Genomic DNA, 17,195 nt, shown 5'->3' with positions numbered 1-17,195 from the left:
TCAGCAAGACGCAGGAGGGCTCCACTGTGACAATTCCCCCAACACGCGATGATTGCCACCGCAATCCCGCAGCCAAAGAAAACCTTGTCGAGAACGCCGGGCTGAGCGCCTCTGACATTGCCTGTCTTGAAATCTTGAGGTTCTTCATAAGCACCTTTGCGGCGCCAAGGTCGCGGAACTGGATGCGCGGATACGAACACGCGGAGGTCATGTTTGGTCCCACCAATGGACCCATCGTTGCGAGCCGCCTGATGGCGGTATTAAAGGCGGTCCGGCTGAGCCGTCGGTCAATCTTCACCTTCAGCAATCCCGACTGCCCCGGTTGCGCGCGCATACTGACGGAACACGAACGCCGATTGGTCTGTGCGATCAGCGTCTATCGATGCGGGCGTCCTCGCCCTGCCGGTTTACAACTGATGATGCTTTGCGAAGGCAATCCAACGGATGCCGTTCTGCAGAAGCTGGACGATCTGGTATTGGCTCTGAACGCCGCGCCGCAAATCGAGAGCGCGGATCAGGCCGGATCGGCGGCATTCTGAAATGACCAAGACGCTGGTGAACCTTCTTGCGCTGGATCACATGTCGCGGCGCTACGGCTGCGGGCTACATCCTGCGCTGCGTGCCGCAATGGAACAGGACCTGCTGTTTCCGGCGAAGGCGGCTTCTCCTCCCTCATCGCCGCTGCTCCCGAATGTACCTCTGCCGGAGCGTGTGGTCCGATTGCCGCAAAACGAGAGCCCGCGTCACCGAAGGAAGGAGCAGTGACTTTTTCGACAAACAGCGGGGCGGAGGCGACAGGCGGTGCGCCTCCTCTTCGAGCATTGGAAGATGCATTGCTCAGCCAGCAAGATCAGGATCAGGCCGGTGAGGTTACGGGCAATGGCAATCATCGTTGCAACTGGTCTTCAAGGACAAGGTGCCACCGCTGAGGTGCTGACGATACCAGGGCCGGAAGGCGCCCTGTCTGGGGCGTATCTCGCGGCTGAAGACGCACAATATCTGGTCGTGCTTGTCCCCGGCTCAGGACCGATTGACCGCGATGGCAATGGCCCCCAGGTCGGCCTGCATTCCGATAGCTACCGCCTGCTGGCCGAAGCTCTGGCCGCGTCGGGCGTCGCGTCAATCCGGATCGACAAACGAGGCTTTTTCGGGAGCGCGGCAGCCATCGGTGATCCCAACGACGTTACCATCGCCGCCTACGCCCAAGATGTCCGGGATTGGGTCACCAAAGCCGCAGAAAAAGCCACCTGCGTCTGGCTTGCAGGCCATTCTGAGGGAGGTCTTGTCTCATTGATCGCCGCGATGCAGCCGCAAGTAGAACTTTGCGGCGTGATCCTGCTGGCCACAGCCGGGCGCCCGATTGGACAGCTGATGCGCGAGCAAATCCGCGCCAACCCTGCCAATGCGCCCTTCATCGCTGAGTTGGAGGCAATCATAGACGATCTAGAGACCGGGAAAACCCGGCCCATGGATGGTATTTCAAGTCAACTGCAACCGATGTTCCAACCAGGCCTGCAGCGCTATATGATCGATCTTTTCGCCTACAACCCTGTCGATGCGGCCAAGGTGTTAACCGTGCCGACGCTGGTTGTGCAGGGCGGCGCGGACATGCAGGTCGGCGTCCGGGATGCGGAACTGCTGGATCAGGCCAATCTGCTGTCGGCGATGACGCTGATCGCAGATATGACCCATATGTTGAAAGCAGACATCCCCGGACAACCCTTCGCAACCTATACTCACCCGCACCTGCCGCTGCACCCCGCACTTCTCCCGGCGATCATGCAGTTCATTGCCGCGCGCACACCAGTAGACAACTAGCTGCGCCCCTTTATCCCGATGGAATGGCTGCGGCGCGCGCCCGCGGGGGGCGGTGGGAAAGGGGCGGCCCTTTGCACGATCCGCAGCGCCGCGTTGTCGAGCGTGGAGGAGCCCGAACTGCGGGCGACCTCTGCGGCCGCCAACCCTCCGTCTGCGGCGATGGTGAAGGCGATCACCGCCGTACCGCGCGCGCTCAGATCAGGGCGGCGCTGGCGGGCGATGTAGCGCATCACAACGCCGGGGTAATTGGTTGCCTCTGCGTTGCCGGACGTCTGTTCTCGAGCCGTGGACCGGCCTTGCGTTTTCGCCCGCGCCGCAACTTGGCCGACGGCAGTGCCCTGCACGGCATCTTGGGGCCCCTCACCCGCCTTCTTTTCCGGGGCAGCGGTGGCGCGTGGTGGATCCTGCGGTTTCGACACCTGCGCCGCGCGATGGTTTTCCGGGCGCGCTCTCGGGCGCAGGGAGGTGTCGAGGCCCGCGGTGACCTGCGATGGCGCGCGCGCTGCGACGCCGCCCTTTGCTGTTTGTGCGCGCAGCGTGTCGCGTGCGGGTGTCTTGGTCAGGCTCCGATACGGGTTTGAGGGGGGTTCGACGGTCGGATCGGCTGCTACGGTTGGCTGTACCTCAGGGCGATTGGAGCGCTGCACCGGACTGTCCGGGCGGATCACTTCTTGCGATGACAAAGGTTGCTGGATCCCCGCCACCATATCGGCAAAGCTTGTGCCCAATCTGGCCGATACGGCCCCTGCCCCGGCCTCGGTCATCGGGGTCTCGGGCGGGTCCCATGGTTGCAGAAGCACCACGTGCAAGGCGACCGCGCCGATCAAAGCGGTGGATTTGACCAGAGAAAGCCGCAGGGTCATGGCAGGGCCCGCTCGGTCACGATCATCACTTTGCCAGCGCCAAGGGCCTTCAGCTCGGCTGCGACCGCGATGAGCTTTTCAGCCGCAAGCGCCCGATCCGGTACCAGCCGCAGTTGTGTCCGCGCGGCCTCCGGCAGACCGTCGTAAAATGCGGCAAGGCTGCTGACGGCTTTGCCTGCAAATTGCATTTGTCCATCCGGCTGCAGGATCAATGCATCAGGTGGGGCGCGGCCCTCCAGCGCCGCCGTCTGAACCAGCTTCAGGTGACCGTCGAGGGGCGTCACGAGCGTGCCGGCCACCATGAAGAATACCAGCATCAGAAAAACGATGTTGATCAGAGCAATCGTCGGTTCGCGCTTCTGGCTCTGCCTCGCCATCCGTCAGCGGCCCAGAACGGTCAGGGTGATGTCAGGCAAGCGGCGCAGCGCAACCAACGCATCCGTCAACCGCTGGGCATCCACCGCCCCACGCAGGCTGAGCAACACCACGGTGCCAGATGGCGCATCCGCCAGCAGGCTGTCTTGCAGCGCATCCAATGCCTGCGGTGTGCCGTTCACGGTCATCTGATCCGGTGATAACTGGAGGAAAAGCGGCGGCGCGGGCTGAGGCGCCCCCCCGGCAGACTGTGCGGCGGCAATCTCGACCTCGGCATATCGCGAGAAGGTCGAGGAGAGCATGAAGAAAAGCAGCAGCAAAAAGATCACATCAATAAGCGAGGTCATGGAGAGACGCCGCCGTGCGCGCGGCACCCTAAGCACGGGCCGTTCCCGATATGGCGGTCATGGGCTGCGCGTCGGGCCTTGCGCCTGTGGCCCAAAGTGTCTGGATCACCCGGTCGGCCAATATGCGTTCGCCCGCCATACGCCCGTCGAACCAACTGAGCGCCAGGGCCGCGGGCATGGCGACACTCAGCCCTGCCGCGGTGGTTAGAAGAGCGACCCAGATCCCGCCTGCCAAAACAGATGGATCGACCTGCGCGCCGGCATCCTGCAGCGCCTGAAACGCATCGATCATGCCCAGAACAGTGCCGAAGAGGCCAAGCAGCGGCGCCAGCTGTGCAACGGTGTCAAGCCAGCGGAAACCGTTTTCCAGTCGGGCAAATGCGCTTTCAGCTTCGGCGGCCAGGCGATCCGGGGTCTGTCCTGTGTCAAGCGCATGTTGAAAGAGCGGCGCGAGATAGCTGCGTGATCCGGCCAGAGCAAGGCGCGCCGCGTCCTGGTCACCTGCATCCCAGGCCACCATGGCGGCAGAAAGCTGGCGGTGCCGCCCGACCCCGGCGCTGGCAAACTGCCAGAGCTTGTAAAAAATCACGGTGACCGTGAGCACGGAGATGATCAGGAGGATCAGAACCACCGGACCGCCGGTCTCAACAAGATCACGCACTGGCGCGATCCACCCTGAAAGCCCGTATGTCACTGAAGAACCTCGATATTCGTGCGTGTCGAGGCCTTCAGCGCCTCCTCGCAGGCCGCCGGTGTCAGCGTCTCGCCCACACATTGCTCGGTCCCGTTGAACAGCACTCGGCCCAGCTTGTCACAGGCCAATCCGTCCACCGCGAATTGCCGCACACGCTGCCGCCCGGCTGGCAGGGCCCCAAAACTGAAGAGGGTCAGGCGATCAACCTGCCCGTCGGTGGTGAAGAGGACCGTTTCCAGCACCAGATCCTCAATAAGGCCGGGCAGCTCATTCTGTACCACAAAGGTCAAATGACAGCTCTGCTGATCCGTCGCGGCAGCGTTGAGCTCGATCTGTATCTGCTTAGTGGTCGCCGCCTCTTGGGCATGGCTGTTGAGGGGCAAAAGAGCTGCCAGAATGGGAAATATAGATCGACGCATGGGCATCCCCGGTGTGTTTTCAACAAAGTTGGAAAGACCCTGGCGGTGCCGCGTGGCAGTTGCTGGAGTATGATTTATCTTACGCGTTTCAGGCCGCGCTATCAAATGCGGCCTGGCTCAGACGATATGCTGGATCGTGGAAAACCCCTCGAACGTGGGCGATCCCTCGTGCAGTTTGGCGGTTGATCCAGCATTCTTATGCGCCTCCCGGAAGGCAGTGCTTCGGGTCCAGCCGCGAAAGGCATCTTCGGAGGCCCAGACCGTGTGCGAGGCGTAGAGGATGGTGCCCTCGACCTCCGGCCCCTTGAGCATGTGAAATTCCACAAAACCCTCCATATCCTTGAGATGGCTGTCCCGCCCCAGCCAGAGCGCCTCAAACGCCTCGGCATTCTCGGGACGCACGGTAAACCTGTTCATTGCGATATACATATCCGGTCTCCATTGGGTCGCTTTGCTATGACATGGCATCCGCGACGAAGCGATCAAGTCTCAGAAGGTTGCAGCGAGGCTCAGAATGAAATTGCGTCCTGTTGCATTGCGGGTCGACAGGCGCGGCTCGTAAAGCTTGTCAAAGACGTTCTCGATGCCAAACCGAATTTCGGTGCCCTCCAGCAGGCCACGTTGCGGCACATAGGTGGCGCGCAGATTGCTCACACCAAAACCCGGTGCGACATCCGTGCCCTCGTCATAGCGGCGCTGGGTGACCAACTCGTAGCTGAGGTCCAGCATATCGCCAAACCGCTGCCCGATCGTAACCCGAAGCGCATCCGCCGGGTTGAACCGATAGTCCTGCACGGTGCCGTTCAAAAGCGTCTCCTCCCCCTCGGAGATATGCGCATTGAGATCGACGTAGAACCCGCTCTGACGGGCGTAGGAGGCTTCCAGTTCAAAGCCATCCCGATCAACCTGATCCACCGAAGCGAGCGGATTGCCCATGGCGCGGATGGTGGTGACGCTGTCAGAAACTTGTGTGTAGTAATTCAGCTTCAGCGCCAGCGTGTCACCGGCATCGAAGACATCCAGACCCTCATAGGCCACGCCAACCTCGTAGGTTGTGGCCCTTTCGGACTGCAGGATCAGATCGCTTTCGATATCGTCCACAATCGGCAGGTTGACCGTATAGGCCGCCGAGCCAAAGACCGAAATTCCATTGTCGAAGGCGTATCTGAGCGACAGCCCGCCCATCAGCGCATCGTCCCCGAACTCCGCCGCGCCGTTGACCGGATCTTCGGTGATGTTCTGGGTTTCAAAGCGCAGGGCGGGCATGATCGTCCAGGCCTCGCCGATCCGCATCTCGTCGACCAGGTAGACTGCAAAGACCTCCTTCTCGCCACCCGGGGCCGCCCCGGCAGAGGCATCCTGACGCTCCCGCAGGATGTATTCAGCGCCCGCCCGCAGCTCATGTTGCACAGTGCCGGTGTCAAAGAACGCGGTGTTCCTCAGGCGCAGGGTTGTTGTCTGGTATCGATTGTCGGCATCCAGCAGATTGAGACTGAACACGGGCAGAGTGCGGTCGATTGCTTCGCTTTCGACAATCTCATCCGAATAGGTGAGCTCGACATCAAGATTGATAAGATCGTTGCCGACCGGGTTATAATTATACCTCAGGCTGGCGACCTCATTCTCGATAAATCGGTCGACGTTGCCGAAGTTGGCCAGACCAAAGGTATCATAGGGGACGTCGAACTGCTCCTGTTCGGTATTGGAGTAGCTGAAGGTCAGCGCATGCGCCTCTCCGTCGCCAAATGTGTAGCGGCCCTTGAGCAGGTACGAAGGATCATCCAGATCCCCGGCCGCCGGATTGATATCGTCGCCATCGCCATCGGTGCGGACGTCCAGCGTACGCCGGGTGTAATTGAAAAGCAGTTCAAGGTTTTCGTCGGGCTGCCAGCCGAGGATGGTGGAGCTGGTGAGGCCATCGCCGTTCGAGGAGAATTCAAAGGTTTGCCGCCCGCCGAAACCCAGCCGATCCCCAAGGATGTCCGAGGCATTGATCGTCTCCAATCGGACAACACCGCCGAAAACACCCGAGCCATACTCGAATGATCCAATGGTCCCACGGATGACCTCGACCTCGCGGAAGAGGAAAGGGTCGGTGTAAAGCTGTGTGCCGATGCGGTAAAGTTCTTCGCTGCCTTTCGTTGCCCCGTCCACCTGAATGAGCACCTTCTGGTCAGTGCCAAAAGTGCCGTTGGCGCCGTAGCCACGAATATTGATGCCCGATCCCGCCGCTGTCGCGCCGTTGACAAGTGTCACGCCGGGCACGGAATCGATCAGTTCCGCGACGGTGCCAGCCTGCCGATCCTTGATTTCGGTCTCGTCAATTGTGGTGGTTGGAATGGCGGTGTCGGTTGCCACGTCGCGCTTGCTTTCACCAAGCACGATTGTTCCAAGATATGTGTCGTCTCCGGCGGTCTCCTCTGATTGTGACAAGGCACAGACAGGGGCTGCGATAAGTATTGCAGTCGTGGCCCGCAACAGGCTGCGCGCAGAAAAAAATGGCATGGAATATCCCTCACAAGCTGGCTGATATCCGAGCTTGCAAAAGGCTGGCCGCGGTGAATTCGGAGTGTTTTGGGCAAGTACGTCACCTGCCTCTTGCAGTATTATCTTAAACTTACTAAAAGTGTCAAGAATACCAGCGAATGCCGCGAGCCAGGTGCAACAACCACCCAGCCAGTTCTGATCTCCCTGACAAGAATTGGTGCGCCGTAATGACCAACCTGACCCCCGATGATATCCGAGCCGCCCGTGCCGCGGACAGCAAGATCCGCGCCCGCGATCTGGCCGACAAGCTGCACATAACCGAAGCACAGCTGGTTGCAGCCCACGTCGGGCACGGCGCAACCGCCGTTGTCGCCCACCCCGACCAGATCATGCATGCCGCCGCGACCTTTGGCGAGACAATGGCGCTCACACGCAACAACTCCTGCGTGCATGAGAAAATCGGTGCCTATGACAATTATCACCCTGGCGCCCATGCCGCGATGGTACTTGCCGAAGAGATCGACCTGCGGATTTTCCCAAGCCACTGGCGTCACGCTTATCTGGTTGAGACCGAAACCGAAGCGAGCCTGCGCCGCAGCATGCAGGTCTTTGACGCGGCAGGGGACGCGGTGCACAAGGTTTTCCTGCGGGAAGAAACCGCATCCGTTGCATGGGCGGAGGCAAAGGCGCAGATCGCCCTGCCCGATCAGGAAACCGCTTTGACCGTCGCAGCCCGTCAGCCGCCCGAAGCGGCGAAATCCGACCCCGGCAAGCTGGACATTCTGCGCAAGGAATGGGTGCGGATGACCGACACCCATCAGTTTCTGCGGCTGACCTCCAAGCTGAAGATGAACCGTCTCGGCGCTTATCGGATTGCAGGTGCGCCCTTCGTGCGGGCGCTGCCGCCACAGGCCGTCAATATGATGCTGGAAGCGGTGCGCGACCGGCAGATCGAGATCATGCTCTTTGTCGGAAACCGTGGCTGCATCCAGATCCACACGGGCCCGCTCCATACACTCAAACCCATGGGGCCTTGGCTAAACGTGATGGACAAGCGCTTTAACCTGCATCTGCGTGAGGATCACATCGCCGAGGTCTGGGCGGTGGAAAAACCCACACAACGTGGCCCTGCCGTCTCAGTCGAGGCGTTCGATGCCCGGGGCATGCTGATCTTCCAGATCTTCGGGCTTGGCAAGGAGGGCCGCGACAGCCGCCCGGCCTGGCGCGAAATCGTCGAGGATCTGCCCTCCCTGGAAGTGGAGGCCGCGCAATGAGGCTCAAAAACATGTGCAAAGGGCGCCTGCTAACCAGTGACCGGATCGGCTTGTTGGTAACGCTGATCCTGCTGGCGCTTGGACTTGCCACGTCGAACACACGCGCGGACAATCCAGCCACCCGCGTCGTCGCGTTGGGCGGGTCGGTGACAGAGATCGTCTTTGCGCTGGGGGAAGATCACCGCCTTGTCGCGCGGGACACAACCTCGAGCTTTCCCGAGGCCGCGTTGGAACTGCCCGATGTGGGCTACATCCGCGCCCTGTCCCCCGAAGGCGTGCTGAGCGCGCGCCCCGATCTCATCATTTCCGAGGAAGGCGCCGGCCCGCCAGATGCGCTTGATCTGCTCAAATCCGCGCAGGTACCCTTTGTCGAAATGCCACAGGCCCGCACCGCAGAGCAGATTGCGCAGAAGATCGAGGCCGTGGGGGCCGCGCTGGGGGTTCCCGGCAAAGCGGCCACGCTTGCAACAGAGGTTTCGGCGGAATTGCAGGCAACGGCTGCTGACATCGCCGCCTCCGATCAACCGCGCCCGCGGGTGTTGTTCCTGCTCAGCACCCAAGGCGGGCGGCTCATGGCCTCGGGCACGGACACCGCGGCAGACGCGATCATCCGTCTGGCGGGCGGAGACAACGCCATCAGCACGTTCGAAGGCTATAAATCCGTCACCGCCGAGGCGATTGCAACCGCCGCGCCGGATGTGATCTTGATGATGGACCGTGCGGGCGATCACGCCAGTAGCGATGCGGAGCTCTTTGAGATGCCCGCGCTGCGCACGACACCAGCGGCGCAGGAAAAGGCCGTGGTGCGCATGGATGGTCTCTTGCTGCTCGGCTTTGGCCCGCGCACCGCGCAAGCCGTCCGCACCCTTCACAGCGCGCTCGACGCGGCGGGCTGAGGCAGTGGCGCTCGCCGACCAAAGCTTATCGGTGAGCGTGGACCGTCGCCAACGCGCGCGTCAGCTGCACGGCGTTCTGGCAATGGGTCTGATCGTGGTCTGTGTCACCAGCCTGGCGGTAGGAGCATCCGGCACATCGCTATGGCAGGCGCTCTGGGGCCTCGCGATCGGTCAGGGCACATCGGCAACCGACGCGGTGATCCTCTGGGACATCCGCGCGCCGCGCACTTTGCTGGGCGCCTGCGTCGGCGCCGCCCTGGCGGTGTCCGGCGCCGTCATGCAGGGCCTCTTTCGCAATCCGCTGGCCGACCCGGGGCTTTTGGGTGTCAGCGCAGGCGCAGGCCTCGGTGCGCTGCTCGCCATCGTTGTGGGAACCGCCCTGCCCCTTGGCATTGCGACCTACCTCGGAGATGCATTGCTGCCGGTCATGGCCTTTGTCGGCGCTTGGGCATCGATGATGCTGCTCTATGCCGTGGCCACGCGGTCCGGGCGGACATCGGTGGCGACCATGCTGCTGGCGGGGATCGCCCTTGCCGCCCTCACCGGCGCGCTCTCTGGCCTGCTGATCTTCCACGCGGATGATATGCAACTGCGTGAGCTCACCTTCTGGCAGCTCGGATCGCTCTCGGGCAGCACCTGGGCCAAGGTTGCAATTGCGGGGCCCGTCATCCTGCTGGCCACCCTGATCGCCACCACTCTCGCCCGAGGTCTGAACGGTCTCGCACTTGGCGAAGCCTCGGCCCACCACATCGGGATCAACGTGCAACGTATCAAGAATATCGCCATTCTTGCGGTCAGCGCCGCCACCGGGGCTGCTGTCGCGGTTTCGGGCGGCATCGGGTTTGTCGGGATCGTCGTGCCGCATCTGCTGCGGCTGGCCACGGGTCCGGATCATCACGGGTTGCTGATCAACTCCGCGCTGCTGGGCGCAAGCCTGCTGTTGCTTGCCGATATCATATCACGCTTTGTCGTCGCGCCTGCAGAATTGCCAATTGGCATCGTCACCGCCGTGCTCGGCGCACCATTCTTTTTGTGGATCCTCCTGCGCCGCCGCAATGTGGTGGATTTGTAAGATGATCAGCGCGCGGAACGTCACCCTGAGATACGGGCGCAAAACCATTCTGGAGAACCTTAACTTCAGCGCGCAACCCGGCGTGCTGACCGCGATTGTCGGGCCCAACGGCTCCGGCAAAACCAGCCTGCTCAAAACCCTGACTGGCGAGACCCCCTGTGACGGCGAGATCACCCTGGCAGGCTACGACATTGCGACAACACCGGCGTGGCAACTGGCCAGCTTCCGTGCCGTCCTGCCGCAATCGACGCCCATGTCGTTTCCTTTTCAGGCCATCGAAGTGGTGCGGCTTGGCCTCGGTCAAGGGGTATCGGCGGATGCGCATCTGCCAGACCGGGCCCTCGCGCGGGTTGGCCTCGCCGGCTACGCACAGCGCTTTTACCAGGAACTGTCGGGCGGCGAGCAACAACGTGTCCAACTGGCGCGGGTGCTCTGCCAAGTCTGGGATCCGGTGATAGATGCGCAGCCGCGCTGGATGCTGCTGGATGAGCCGGTCTCAAGCCTGGACATCGGTCATCAGCTTGAGGTCATGCGCATCGCCCGGGACTACGCAGATGCGGGTGGCGGTGTCGTCGCGGTAATGCACGATCTCAACCTCTCCGCCATGTTCGCCGATCAAATCGTCTTGATGAAATCCGGCCGTATCATCGCGGACGGCCGGACCGATCTTGTGATGACGGATGCGCATCTGTCAGAGGCATATAATTGCGCGGTCCGCACCCGAACGCCGCCGCCATGCTCGGACTGGTATCTTCTGCCACAAGCAGCAACGCAGGCCGATGCAGGGTGACCCTTCTGGTGCCGCGACTCTCGGACAGTCGCTAACGCAGGTCCAAAAACCTGTCAGCTCACCAAAGCCGCTCCCCAACTGTTTTCTGACAGCCAATGTGTGAATGTCACTTGACGGTGGAGACCTTCTGTCGGACTGTCCCTGCGATGGTTCCCGGCTGCGAAATGCACAACCGGGATGAAAAGGGAATACGGTGAGGACGCGCCACTTGGCACCAAATCCGTGACTGCCCCCGCAACTGTGAGCGGCGAGCGACCCCGATGATCACCACTGAACGCCACCGCGTTCGGGAAGGATCGGGCGAGCCCGGACCCGCGAGTCAGGAGACCTGCCATCATTGATGCAACTTCAACCCGGGCGGGGCGTCCGGACAGGAGGCCATGATGGTTTTACGGGTCAACCCGTCAAGAGTGACATGCCTGCTGCACGCCCTGCATCTTCGCGGAGGGCGACATGGGACAACCAACTCACAGAATTACAATATGCACATCGTGCCGACATGAGGGCAGCGCGTGCCGTCCCGGCTATGAGCTGATCGTCAGGCTGCGTGCCGCGATTGCAGCGGCGGGCGACACGGTCACCGAGGATTTCGAGATCTCCGGCGTGGCCTGCATGGCGGGCTGCGCACGGCCCTGTACCGTCGCCTATCACGGCTCGCGCAAAGCGACCTATCTCTTCGGCGATATCGAGCCCGACGCGGACATCGACGATCTCGTGGCATTCGCCCGACAATATGCCCTGCTGGAGGACGGCTGGTGTTCTTCGGTGGATCGTCCCGGAAAGCTGCGCAAGACAACGCTGGCCCGTGTACCGGCAGCGATCATCGCGCTGGAAGACAGCACCGAGCGGGTCTCGTGAGCGCCGCCGAACTTGTTGCTGAGAACATCAGCTGGGCGCCCCGCGGGCCTGATCCGTTGCTGTTGCACCCCACCAGTTTTCGCGTGGAGGCCGGGCGGGTGCTGGGCGTGGTTGGTCCAAACGGGGCCGGTAAATCGACATTGCTGCGACTGATCTACCGCTACCAGCGCCCCTCGACCGGGCATATCTTTGTCGCCGGGGAAGATATCTGGGCCGTGCCCCCCCGCATGGCCGCCCGCAGGGTGGCGGCAGTGTTGCAGGAGCACATATCCCTCTTTGGCTTGACGGTCCGCGAGGTCGTTGCGCTGGGTCGCACACCGCACCACGGCGGGTTTTGGTCTGCGGGCGCGCGGGACGCCAGTATCATCGAGGCTGCGATCACGCAGCTCAATCTGGAGGCTTTCGCGGACCGCGATCTTGCCACGCTGTCGGGGGGTGAACGGCAACGGGTCATGGTCGCGCGCGCTTTGGCACAGGAGCCACAGGTTCTGGTGCTGGATGAGCCCACCAATCACCTCGACGTGCGCCATCAGCTGGAAGTGCTCGCCCTGATCCGCCAGCTCGATCTGACGATCGTCGTCTCGCTGCACGATCTCAATATGGCCGCTGACATCTGTGACACGATCCTGTTGCTGGACCGGGGCCATACCAGAGCTTTTGGTCCGCCCGATCTGGCACTGACCGAGGCGCTGGTCTCCACCACATTCCGTGTCGATGCACGCGCCGAGCGGCTCGCGCCCAGCAACACCCAACATTTCTCATTCCACCTGCCCGAGTGAAGGAGCCACATTAATGAAACCATCCCTGATCGCCCTGCTGATGAGTGTCATCGCAACAGGCCTAGGCGCCGAAACCACGGTGCAGAGCTGCAACCGCACGGTGACCTTTGATACCGCACCAAAGGCCGCCGTCTCCAATGATGTGAACCTGACGGAGATGATGCTGGTGTTGGGGCTTGCAGACCGGATGGTCGGCTACACCGGGATTTCCGGCTGGAAAACCCTCGATCAGGAGATGACGGCAGGCGTCGAGGCGCTACCGGAACTGTCGTCGAAATATCCCAGCAAGGAGGTGTTGATCGGTGCCGATGCGGATTTCTTCTTTGCCGGCTGGAACTACGGAATGAAGGTGGGCGGCGACGTGACCCCGGAGACCCTCGCGCCCTTCGGGATCGACGTTTACGAGCTGACCGAAAGCTGCATCCATATCGGTGAAAAAGACGCGGCGAGCATGGAAGATATGTACAACGACCTTCTGAACCTGGGCGCGATTTTCGACGTCAGCGAGAAAGCCACCGCGCTCGTGCAGGGATACCGGACCGAGCTTGAAGCCTTTACGGCGAACCTGGCCCCGCTGGAGACCGCACCACGGGTGTTTGTCTATGACAGCGGCGAGGACGTGCCGTTCACGGCCGGGCGCTACGCGATGCCCAACGCGCTGATCGAAGCGGCGGGCGGCACCAACATCATGAATGATTTCGCGAAAAGCTGGGCCACCGTCGGCTGGGAAGCCGTCGTTGAGCGTAACCCCGAAGTCATTGTGATCGTGAACTATGGCGAGGTCACCGCCGCGGAAAAGCGCGACTTCATGATGTCAAATCCCGCCTTCGCGGATATTGACGCCGTAAAGCATGACCGCTTTGTGACACTGGAATATGTTGAGGCCACACCGGGACCCCGCAACATCGAGGCCGTGAAAAAGCTCGCCGCAGCCTTCCGCACCCAGTGATCGCAATGGCACAACGCATCACCAAGCGCAGGCCCCGCAGGCCGACCTTCTTTATGGTGATGATCGCGGGGCTGATCGTGGTGTGCCTTTCCATTTCCGCGGCTGTCAGCCTTGGGGCGATCCCCGTCCCCCTCTCGGTTGTCTGGGGGGTGGTTGCGAACAAGCTTGCGCCCGGTGCGGTGCCGGTGAGCTGGTCCCCGGGCCGCGAAGCCATCGTCTGGGACATCCGGTTTCCGCGTGCGCTGCTGGCCTGCCTGGTGGGGGCGGGCCTCGCAATGGTCGGCGCAAGCCTGCAGGCCGTGACGCGCAACCCGCTGGCCGACCCTCATCTTCTGGGCATCTCTGCGGGCGGCGCATTCGGCGCGATCCTCGCCCTGCTCCACACCGGTCTGTTTCTGGGCCTGCTCACTGTACCGCTTCTGGCCTTTCTGGGAGCGTTGGCCGCGACGATGCTGGTGCTTGCGGTGTCGCGGTTCGCCTCTGCGACCAGTGCAGACAGGTTGATCCTCGCCGGTGTCGCGGTCTCCTTCATCGTGATGTCTCTCGCCAACGTCCTGATCTTTATCGGCGATCCACGCGCGACGCACACGGTTGTATTCTGGATGCTGGGCGGGCTCGGGCTGGCGCAGTGGGCCCAGTTGATATTTCCTCTGGCAATCCTTGTCGTTGCCGGGAGCTATCTGTTGCTGAACGCGCGAAATCTCAACGCGATGACCATTGGCGATGAGACAGCCTCGACGCTCGGCATTCAGGTCGCCCGGTTTCGGCTGTCGATCTTCGTCACGGGTGCGCTGATCACCGGTGTCATGGTCGCCTTTTCCGGGATCATCGGGTTTGTGGGTCTCATGGTGCCCCATATCGTTCGGCTGGTCGTAGGAGGTGATTACAAGCGTGTGCTGCCCGCCGCCGCGCTGCTGGGATCCGTTTTCCTCCTGTGGGCGGACATTCTGGCCCGGACGGTCATGGCACCGGATGAGGTGCCCATTGGGATCGTCACGGGGTTGATTGGAGGGGTGTTCTTCATCTGGCTGCTAAGACGGCGGATCGGGTGAAACTTGAGGCAATCTGGTGTCCTTCGCTTTGGACAGACCCGGCGAGACCTGGTTCACGTGGTCTGATGTGAGGTCGTTTCCGGGGGCGCCAAGGCCATTACTCACCAGTCGACGTCATTCAAGGCCGCAAACAGCTTGGTTCATATCAGAGATCTCAACGACTTTACTGTCAACGTACCAGACATGCACAAACAGCGCGTCTATTGTTTCGTTGTAGATGTAACTCTTGCAACCACTCGGATGTCCGGTGGGCGATATAGACGCTATTGGCTGTCCTAAAATATCCTCAACCTCAGCCATACTCGACCCAATCGAAATCCTGGAAATCTGACTGTTTTCGACGATGGACGACACGCTTCCCGCGCAAGCTGCGAGGCAAAAACAGGAAGCCAAACACATTTGTGCGAAATCCCACCTTCGTGTTGGCCCCACCCTATCCTCTCCCCAACATAAGTTTCCAGAAGATCGCCTCATCTGATCTACCCGCCCACATCTTGGGGGTCATAGGGATAGCGTTAGCATTCGGATCGCCGGCCAGCTAGAGCGTGTGATTATGCTGCCCGCGAGGATCTGTATCCCCTACTTCGGGAACATAAAGAACTCTTCCCGGACGATCCTGCCGTCCTCCACCGAATAAACTGCAATCTCGCGCAGGGTCATCCGCCGACCGGTGGCTTTCTGCGTCACCTCAACCTCGTAGCGCACTCCAAACCGGTTCGGCGGGTGGACATAGGGCCCGTCTACCTCGAGCTTGTGAATTTCATGCTTTGCCACCCAATCCTCTCGTTTCGCTTTGATCGCACCGCGCCCCTTGGCGATACGTACATCTCTGCCCGGCGGCACAACCGCCTCTACCGACTCCGCGCTTTCGGCATAGATGTCCTCAACATGCGCAATACCGCGACGATCCAGCATCGCCTGAACGAATTCTCGTCCCAGTTTGATCAACTCTTCCATTCGAGCACTCCTCTTTGTGTCACTGACAATGACATGACGTCCACGCGTGGACCTTGACTGGGATCAATGTGTATCCGTGAAGCAGCGCAAAACCGGCATCTCATGAAATGGCCGCCAACCAAAAGAAACAGCGATAAGCGGAATTCATACAAAAGCTTGAATGGCCGCAGCGCAGGGCAAATTGACACCTGACACCAACATGTGTGATCTCCCTTTCCATTGAAATTGGCATTATGACGGATCGTATTGGCCTCGACAAAAGCATCCAGAGAGCGACCCGAAATGAACAAGAATATTGAAGTTCACGAGGCTGACCCTGATTCTGCCACAGCACAGACGCTCTTAAAGGCCGGACATACAGCGATGCAGGCCGAGTTTCCTAAGAAGCGCAACGTAGAGTTTGACCCTAAACCATTGGCAGTTGGTGGTATGGCCCTATTTATCGGCTACCTGGATGGGGAGCCCGTTGGCTGCTGTGCGCTTTCACTGCAGCCGGAGTTCTCTGAGTTGAAAAAACTCTATGTTGCGCCCTCCGCTCGTGGCCTCGGTATTGCTGAGCTTTTGATCCGCCATGTAGAGAATTTCGCCAGAACCTCCGGCAGTCAGAAAATCATGCTTGAAAGTGGTGTGCGGCTGCACGCCGCGCACAGGCTGTACGACCGCCTGGGTTACAGATCATGCGGTGCTTTCGGAAATCACGAAGCCGACCCAGAAAGCAGCTTTTTCCACAAGAATTTGAGGAGTTAGCGATGTGTCACCTTGTGTTTGACAACCCTAAAGTTGGCGTTTCATCGATAAACTAGGCGCAGTCGCTATCTGCGGCGTTGTACAGGTGCAGATGGTGCGATCTGACATCGCCATCGCGTAAGTGACCGCCCCTCTATCCGGGGACAGAGACCCTGCGGAAAGTGTCGGGATAATCCAACACGAGACCAAATTCATCAATTTCGAGATCGGCGGTAAACGCCCGAAACAACCCCTCGTATCGGTAGATACGGTTTCGTGTCAGGCAGGTGTACCGTTGCTCCGCGCGCCGTGGCAGAAAATCACCGTCTATCTGATCAGGAAGGGGCACATAGGCTGCCGTTATCTCGACACTCTGCTTCTCCTGTAGCTTCAGTCGCTTAATCGGTAGCGTATTCGTGGCCGGAGTGATGCCGATATCGACATCAATACAGCCCTTCAAGTCTGGAAGAGGCCTCTTTCCGATTACGTCGCTCCAATTTCCAGCACCGTCAGCCTCAACGTGCAAACAAGCGCCATTGATATACTCGACGCGGACTTCGCGTGTTCTGAAGTCGGCATCGGCGCGAACAAAATAGCGCCCACCGTATAGCCCCTGACGCGTTCCAGCGACAACTCCTTCGATCGTCACACGATCAACTTGCTCAAGACAAACACAATGCTCAAGGCCGTGGCCTTCCCAGTCCTGCCATCGAGCAACCGCCATCTTTTGATCCCTTCCATGGTAAACAGTATGGCAACACTATGAGGCGGACGAAGGACGGTAAAGCGAGGTATTCTGAAAGTTGTCAGGGTCCGAGAAATGGCCGCCAATGCATCGC

Annotated in this window: 22 protein-coding genes and 1 riboswitch; of the genes, 12 read left to right on the top strand and 10 right to left on the bottom strand. The window is 60.7% G+C overall.

Features of this window, described 5'->3' with window-relative positions:
* The first annotated feature begins 26 nt into the window (after positions 1 to 26).
* The 3 genes from Q1A20_RS19250 (at position 27) to Q1A20_RS19240 (ending at position 1,818) form a co-directional block, all read left to right on the top strand.
* Complete coding sequence (locus tag Q1A20_RS19250; RefSeq protein WP_299918198.1) at positions 27 to 539, top strand: hypothetical protein; 513 nt, start codon at positions 27 to 29, stop codon at positions 537 to 539.
* Between the two features lies 1 nt (position 540).
* Positions 541 to 765 (top strand): hypothetical protein, encoded by a 225-nt coding sequence (locus Q1A20_RS19245; protein WP_299918195.1) that lies wholly within the window; start codon positions 541 to 543, stop codon positions 763 to 765.
* A 114-nt stretch (positions 766 to 879) separates the two neighbouring features.
* Positions 880 to 1,818 (top strand): alpha/beta fold hydrolase, encoded by a 939-nt coding sequence (locus tag Q1A20_RS19240; RefSeq protein WP_299918192.1) that lies wholly within the window; start codon positions 880 to 882, stop codon positions 1,816 to 1,818.
* On the opposite strand, the gene Q1A20_RS19235 is transcribed toward Q1A20_RS19240, so the two are convergent.
* From Q1A20_RS19235 to Q1A20_RS19205, 7 genes are all read right to left on the bottom strand, one after another.
* The gene (locus tag Q1A20_RS19235) at positions 1,815 to 2,681 is read right to left on the bottom strand and encodes an energy transducer TonB (RefSeq protein ID WP_299918190.1); all 867 of its coding nucleotides are present in this window, start codon (positions 2,679 to 2,681) and stop codon (positions 1,815 to 1,817) included. The two genes, Q1A20_RS19240 and Q1A20_RS19235, sit on opposite strands and share 4 nt — an antisense overlap.
* On the bottom strand, positions 2,678 to 3,058 hold the full coding sequence (locus tag Q1A20_RS19230; RefSeq protein WP_299408751.1) for a biopolymer transporter ExbD: 381 nt from the start codon (positions 3,056 to 3,058) through the stop codon (positions 2,678 to 2,680). Before Q1A20_RS19230 ends, Q1A20_RS19235 begins: the two co-directional genes overlap by 4 nt.
* Positions 3,059 to 3,061: 3 nt before the next feature.
* Positions 3,062 to 3,430 carry an ExbD/TolR family protein gene (locus tag Q1A20_RS19225; protein WP_367180942.1) on the bottom strand — a complete coding sequence of 123 codons (369 nt, stop codon included), beginning with the start codon at positions 3,428 to 3,430 and terminating at the stop codon, positions 3,062 to 3,064.
* A 1-nt stretch (position 3,431) separates the two neighbouring features.
* Positions 3,432 to 4,064: a MotA/TolQ/ExbB proton channel family protein gene (locus Q1A20_RS19220; RefSeq protein ID WP_299408746.1), complete on the bottom strand. Its 633-nt coding sequence runs from the start codon at positions 4,062 to 4,064 to the stop codon at positions 3,432 to 3,434.
* A 29-nt stretch (positions 4,065 to 4,093) separates the two neighbouring features.
* Positions 4,094 to 4,516: a hypothetical protein gene (locus tag Q1A20_RS19215; RefSeq protein ID WP_299408743.1), complete on the bottom strand. Its 423-nt coding sequence runs from the start codon at positions 4,514 to 4,516 to the stop codon at positions 4,094 to 4,096.
* A gap of 117 nt (positions 4,517 to 4,633) precedes the next feature.
* Positions 4,634 to 4,945, bottom strand: coding sequence for an antibiotic biosynthesis monooxygenase (locus Q1A20_RS19210; protein ID WP_298971236.1), 312 nt, complete (start codon positions 4,943 to 4,945; stop codon positions 4,634 to 4,636).
* A gap of 60 nt (positions 4,946 to 5,005) precedes the next feature.
* The gene (locus tag Q1A20_RS19205; protein WP_299408741.1) at positions 5,006 to 7,021 is read right to left on the bottom strand and encodes a TonB-dependent receptor; all 2,016 of its coding nucleotides are present in this window, start codon (positions 7,019 to 7,021) and stop codon (positions 5,006 to 5,008) included.
* 209 nt (positions 7,022 to 7,230) lie between these two features.
* On the opposite strand from Q1A20_RS19205, the gene Q1A20_RS19200 reads away from it, so the two are divergent.
* The 8 genes from Q1A20_RS19200 to Q1A20_RS19165 all read left to right on the top strand — a co-directional run bounded on the left by Q1A20_RS19200 (position 7,231) and on the right by Q1A20_RS19165 (position 14,673).
* A complete protein-coding gene (locus Q1A20_RS19200; protein WP_299408738.1) occupies positions 7,231 to 8,277 on the top strand; it encodes a ChuX/HutX family heme-like substrate-binding protein in 1,047 nt (348 codons plus the stop codon).
* Positions 8,274 to 9,173, top strand: coding sequence for a hemin ABC transporter substrate-binding protein (locus Q1A20_RS19195; RefSeq protein ID WP_299408736.1), 900 nt, complete (start codon positions 8,274 to 8,276; stop codon positions 9,171 to 9,173). Before Q1A20_RS19200 ends, Q1A20_RS19195 begins: the two co-directional genes overlap by 4 nt.
* A gap of 4 nt (positions 9,174 to 9,177) precedes the next feature.
* Positions 9,178 to 10,245, top strand: a complete 1,068-nt coding sequence (locus Q1A20_RS19190; protein WP_299408733.1) for an iron ABC transporter permease — start codon at positions 9,178 to 9,180, stop codon at positions 10,243 to 10,245.
* 1 nt (position 10,246) lies between these two features.
* Positions 10,247 to 11,035 (top strand): heme ABC transporter ATP-binding protein, encoded by a 789-nt coding sequence (locus Q1A20_RS19185; RefSeq protein WP_299408730.1) that lies wholly within the window; start codon positions 10,247 to 10,249, stop codon positions 11,033 to 11,035.
* A gap of 130 nt (positions 11,036 to 11,165) precedes the next feature.
* A riboswitch (cobalamin riboswitch) is annotated at positions 11,166 to 11,386 on the top strand.
* A 102-nt stretch (positions 11,387 to 11,488) separates the two neighbouring features.
* Positions 11,489 to 11,893: a DUF1636 domain-containing protein gene (locus Q1A20_RS19180; protein WP_299408728.1), complete on the top strand. Its 405-nt coding sequence runs from the start codon at positions 11,489 to 11,491 to the stop codon at positions 11,891 to 11,893.
* Positions 11,890 to 12,672: an ABC transporter ATP-binding protein gene (locus Q1A20_RS19175; protein ID WP_299408725.1), complete on the top strand. Its 783-nt coding sequence runs from the start codon at positions 11,890 to 11,892 to the stop codon at positions 12,670 to 12,672. Before Q1A20_RS19180 ends, Q1A20_RS19175 begins: the two co-directional genes overlap by 4 nt.
* Before the next feature lie 13 nt (positions 12,673 to 12,685).
* Positions 12,686 to 13,621 (top strand): ABC transporter substrate-binding protein, encoded by a 936-nt coding sequence (locus Q1A20_RS19170; RefSeq protein WP_299408723.1) that lies wholly within the window; start codon positions 12,686 to 12,688, stop codon positions 13,619 to 13,621.
* A 5-nt stretch (positions 13,622 to 13,626) separates the two neighbouring features.
* On the top strand, positions 13,627 to 14,673 hold the full coding sequence (locus tag Q1A20_RS19165) for an iron ABC transporter permease (RefSeq protein WP_299918184.1): 1,047 nt from the start codon (positions 13,627 to 13,629) through the stop codon (positions 14,671 to 14,673).
* 114 nt (positions 14,674 to 14,787) lie between these two features.
* Here the strand turns inward: Q1A20_RS19165 and bamE are convergent, their stop codons facing one another.
* A complete protein-coding gene (gene bamE, locus Q1A20_RS26135) occupies positions 14,788 to 15,072 on the bottom strand; it encodes an outer membrane protein assembly factor BamE (protein ID WP_367180937.1) in 285 nt (94 codons plus the stop codon).
* 180 nt (positions 15,073 to 15,252) lie between these two features.
* The gene (locus tag Q1A20_RS19160) at positions 15,253 to 15,630 is read right to left on the bottom strand and encodes a nuclear transport factor 2 family protein (RefSeq protein WP_299918181.1); all 378 of its coding nucleotides are present in this window, start codon (positions 15,628 to 15,630) and stop codon (positions 15,253 to 15,255) included.
* Positions 15,631 to 15,912: 282 nt separating this feature from the next.
* On the opposite strand from Q1A20_RS19160, the gene Q1A20_RS19155 reads away from it, so the two are divergent.
* Positions 15,913 to 16,377 carry a GNAT family N-acetyltransferase gene (locus Q1A20_RS19155; RefSeq protein ID WP_299918179.1) on the top strand — a complete coding sequence of 155 codons (465 nt, stop codon included), beginning with the start codon at positions 15,913 to 15,915 and terminating at the stop codon, positions 16,375 to 16,377.
* Between the two features lie 133 nt (positions 16,378 to 16,510).
* Here Q1A20_RS19155 and Q1A20_RS19150 read toward each other — a convergent pair whose 3' ends face one another.
* Positions 16,511 to 17,080: a putative glycolipid-binding domain-containing protein gene (locus Q1A20_RS19150; RefSeq protein ID WP_299408715.1), complete on the bottom strand. Its 570-nt coding sequence runs from the start codon at positions 17,078 to 17,080 to the stop codon at positions 16,511 to 16,513.
* Between the last annotated feature and the right edge of the window lie 115 nt (positions 17,081 to 17,195).

Source organism: uncultured Roseobacter sp., from assembly GCF_947501835.1.
GTDB lineage: Bacteria > Pseudomonadota > Alphaproteobacteria > Rhodobacterales > Rhodobacteraceae > Roseobacter.
This window is presented reverse-complemented; position numbering and strand designations above follow the sequence as displayed.

Coding starts and splice junctions, on each gene's coding strand:
- Q1A20_RS19245 (WP_299918195.1), top strand. CDS start 541: ATGACCAAGACGCTGGTGAACCTTCTTGCGCTGGATCACATGTCGCGG.
- Q1A20_RS19240 (WP_299918192.1), top strand. CDS start 880: ATGGCAATCATCGTTGCAACTGGTCTTCAAGGACAAGGTGCCACCGCT.
- Q1A20_RS19235 (WP_299918190.1), bottom strand. CDS start 2,681: ATGACCCTGCGGCTTTCTCTGGTCAAATCCACCGCTTTGATCGGCGCG.
- Q1A20_RS19230 (WP_299408751.1), bottom strand. CDS start 3,058: ATGGCGAGGCAGAGCCAGAAGCGCGAACCGACGATTGCTCTGATCAAC.
- Q1A20_RS19215 (WP_299408743.1), bottom strand. CDS start 4,516: ATGCGTCGATCTATATTTCCCATTCTGGCAGCTCTTTTGCCCCTCAAC.
- Q1A20_RS19210 (WP_298971236.1), bottom strand. CDS start 4,945: ATGTATATCGCAATGAACAGGTTTACCGTGCGTCCCGAGAATGCCGAG.
- Q1A20_RS19205 (WP_299408741.1), bottom strand. CDS start 7,021: ATGCCATTTTTTTCTGCGCGCAGCCTGTTGCGGGCCACGACTGCAATA.
- Q1A20_RS19200 (WP_299408738.1), top strand. CDS start 7,231: ATGACCAACCTGACCCCCGATGATATCCGAGCCGCCCGTGCCGCGGAC.
- Q1A20_RS19195 (WP_299408736.1), top strand. CDS start 8,274: ATGAGGCTCAAAAACATGTGCAAAGGGCGCCTGCTAACCAGTGACCGG.
- Q1A20_RS19185 (WP_299408730.1), top strand. CDS start 10,247: ATGATCAGCGCGCGGAACGTCACCCTGAGATACGGGCGCAAAACCATT.
- Q1A20_RS19180 (WP_299408728.1), top strand. CDS start 11,489: ATGGGACAACCAACTCACAGAATTACAATATGCACATCGTGCCGACAT.
- Q1A20_RS19170 (WP_299408723.1), top strand. CDS start 12,686: ATGAAACCATCCCTGATCGCCCTGCTGATGAGTGTCATCGCAACAGGC.
- Q1A20_RS19165 (WP_299918184.1), top strand. CDS start 13,627: ATGGCACAACGCATCACCAAGCGCAGGCCCCGCAGGCCGACCTTCTTT.
- bamE (WP_367180937.1), bottom strand. CDS start 15,072: ATGTGTTTGGCTTCCTGTTTTTGCCTCGCAGCTTGCGCGGGAAGCGTG.
- Q1A20_RS19160 (WP_299918181.1), bottom strand. CDS start 15,630: ATGGAAGAGTTGATCAAACTGGGACGAGAATTCGTTCAGGCGATGCTG.
- Q1A20_RS19155 (WP_299918179.1), top strand. CDS start 15,913: ATGAACAAGAATATTGAAGTTCACGAGGCTGACCCTGATTCTGCCACA.
- Q1A20_RS19150 (WP_299408715.1), bottom strand. CDS start 17,080: ATGGCGGTTGCTCGATGGCAGGACTGGGAAGGCCACGGCCTTGAGCAT.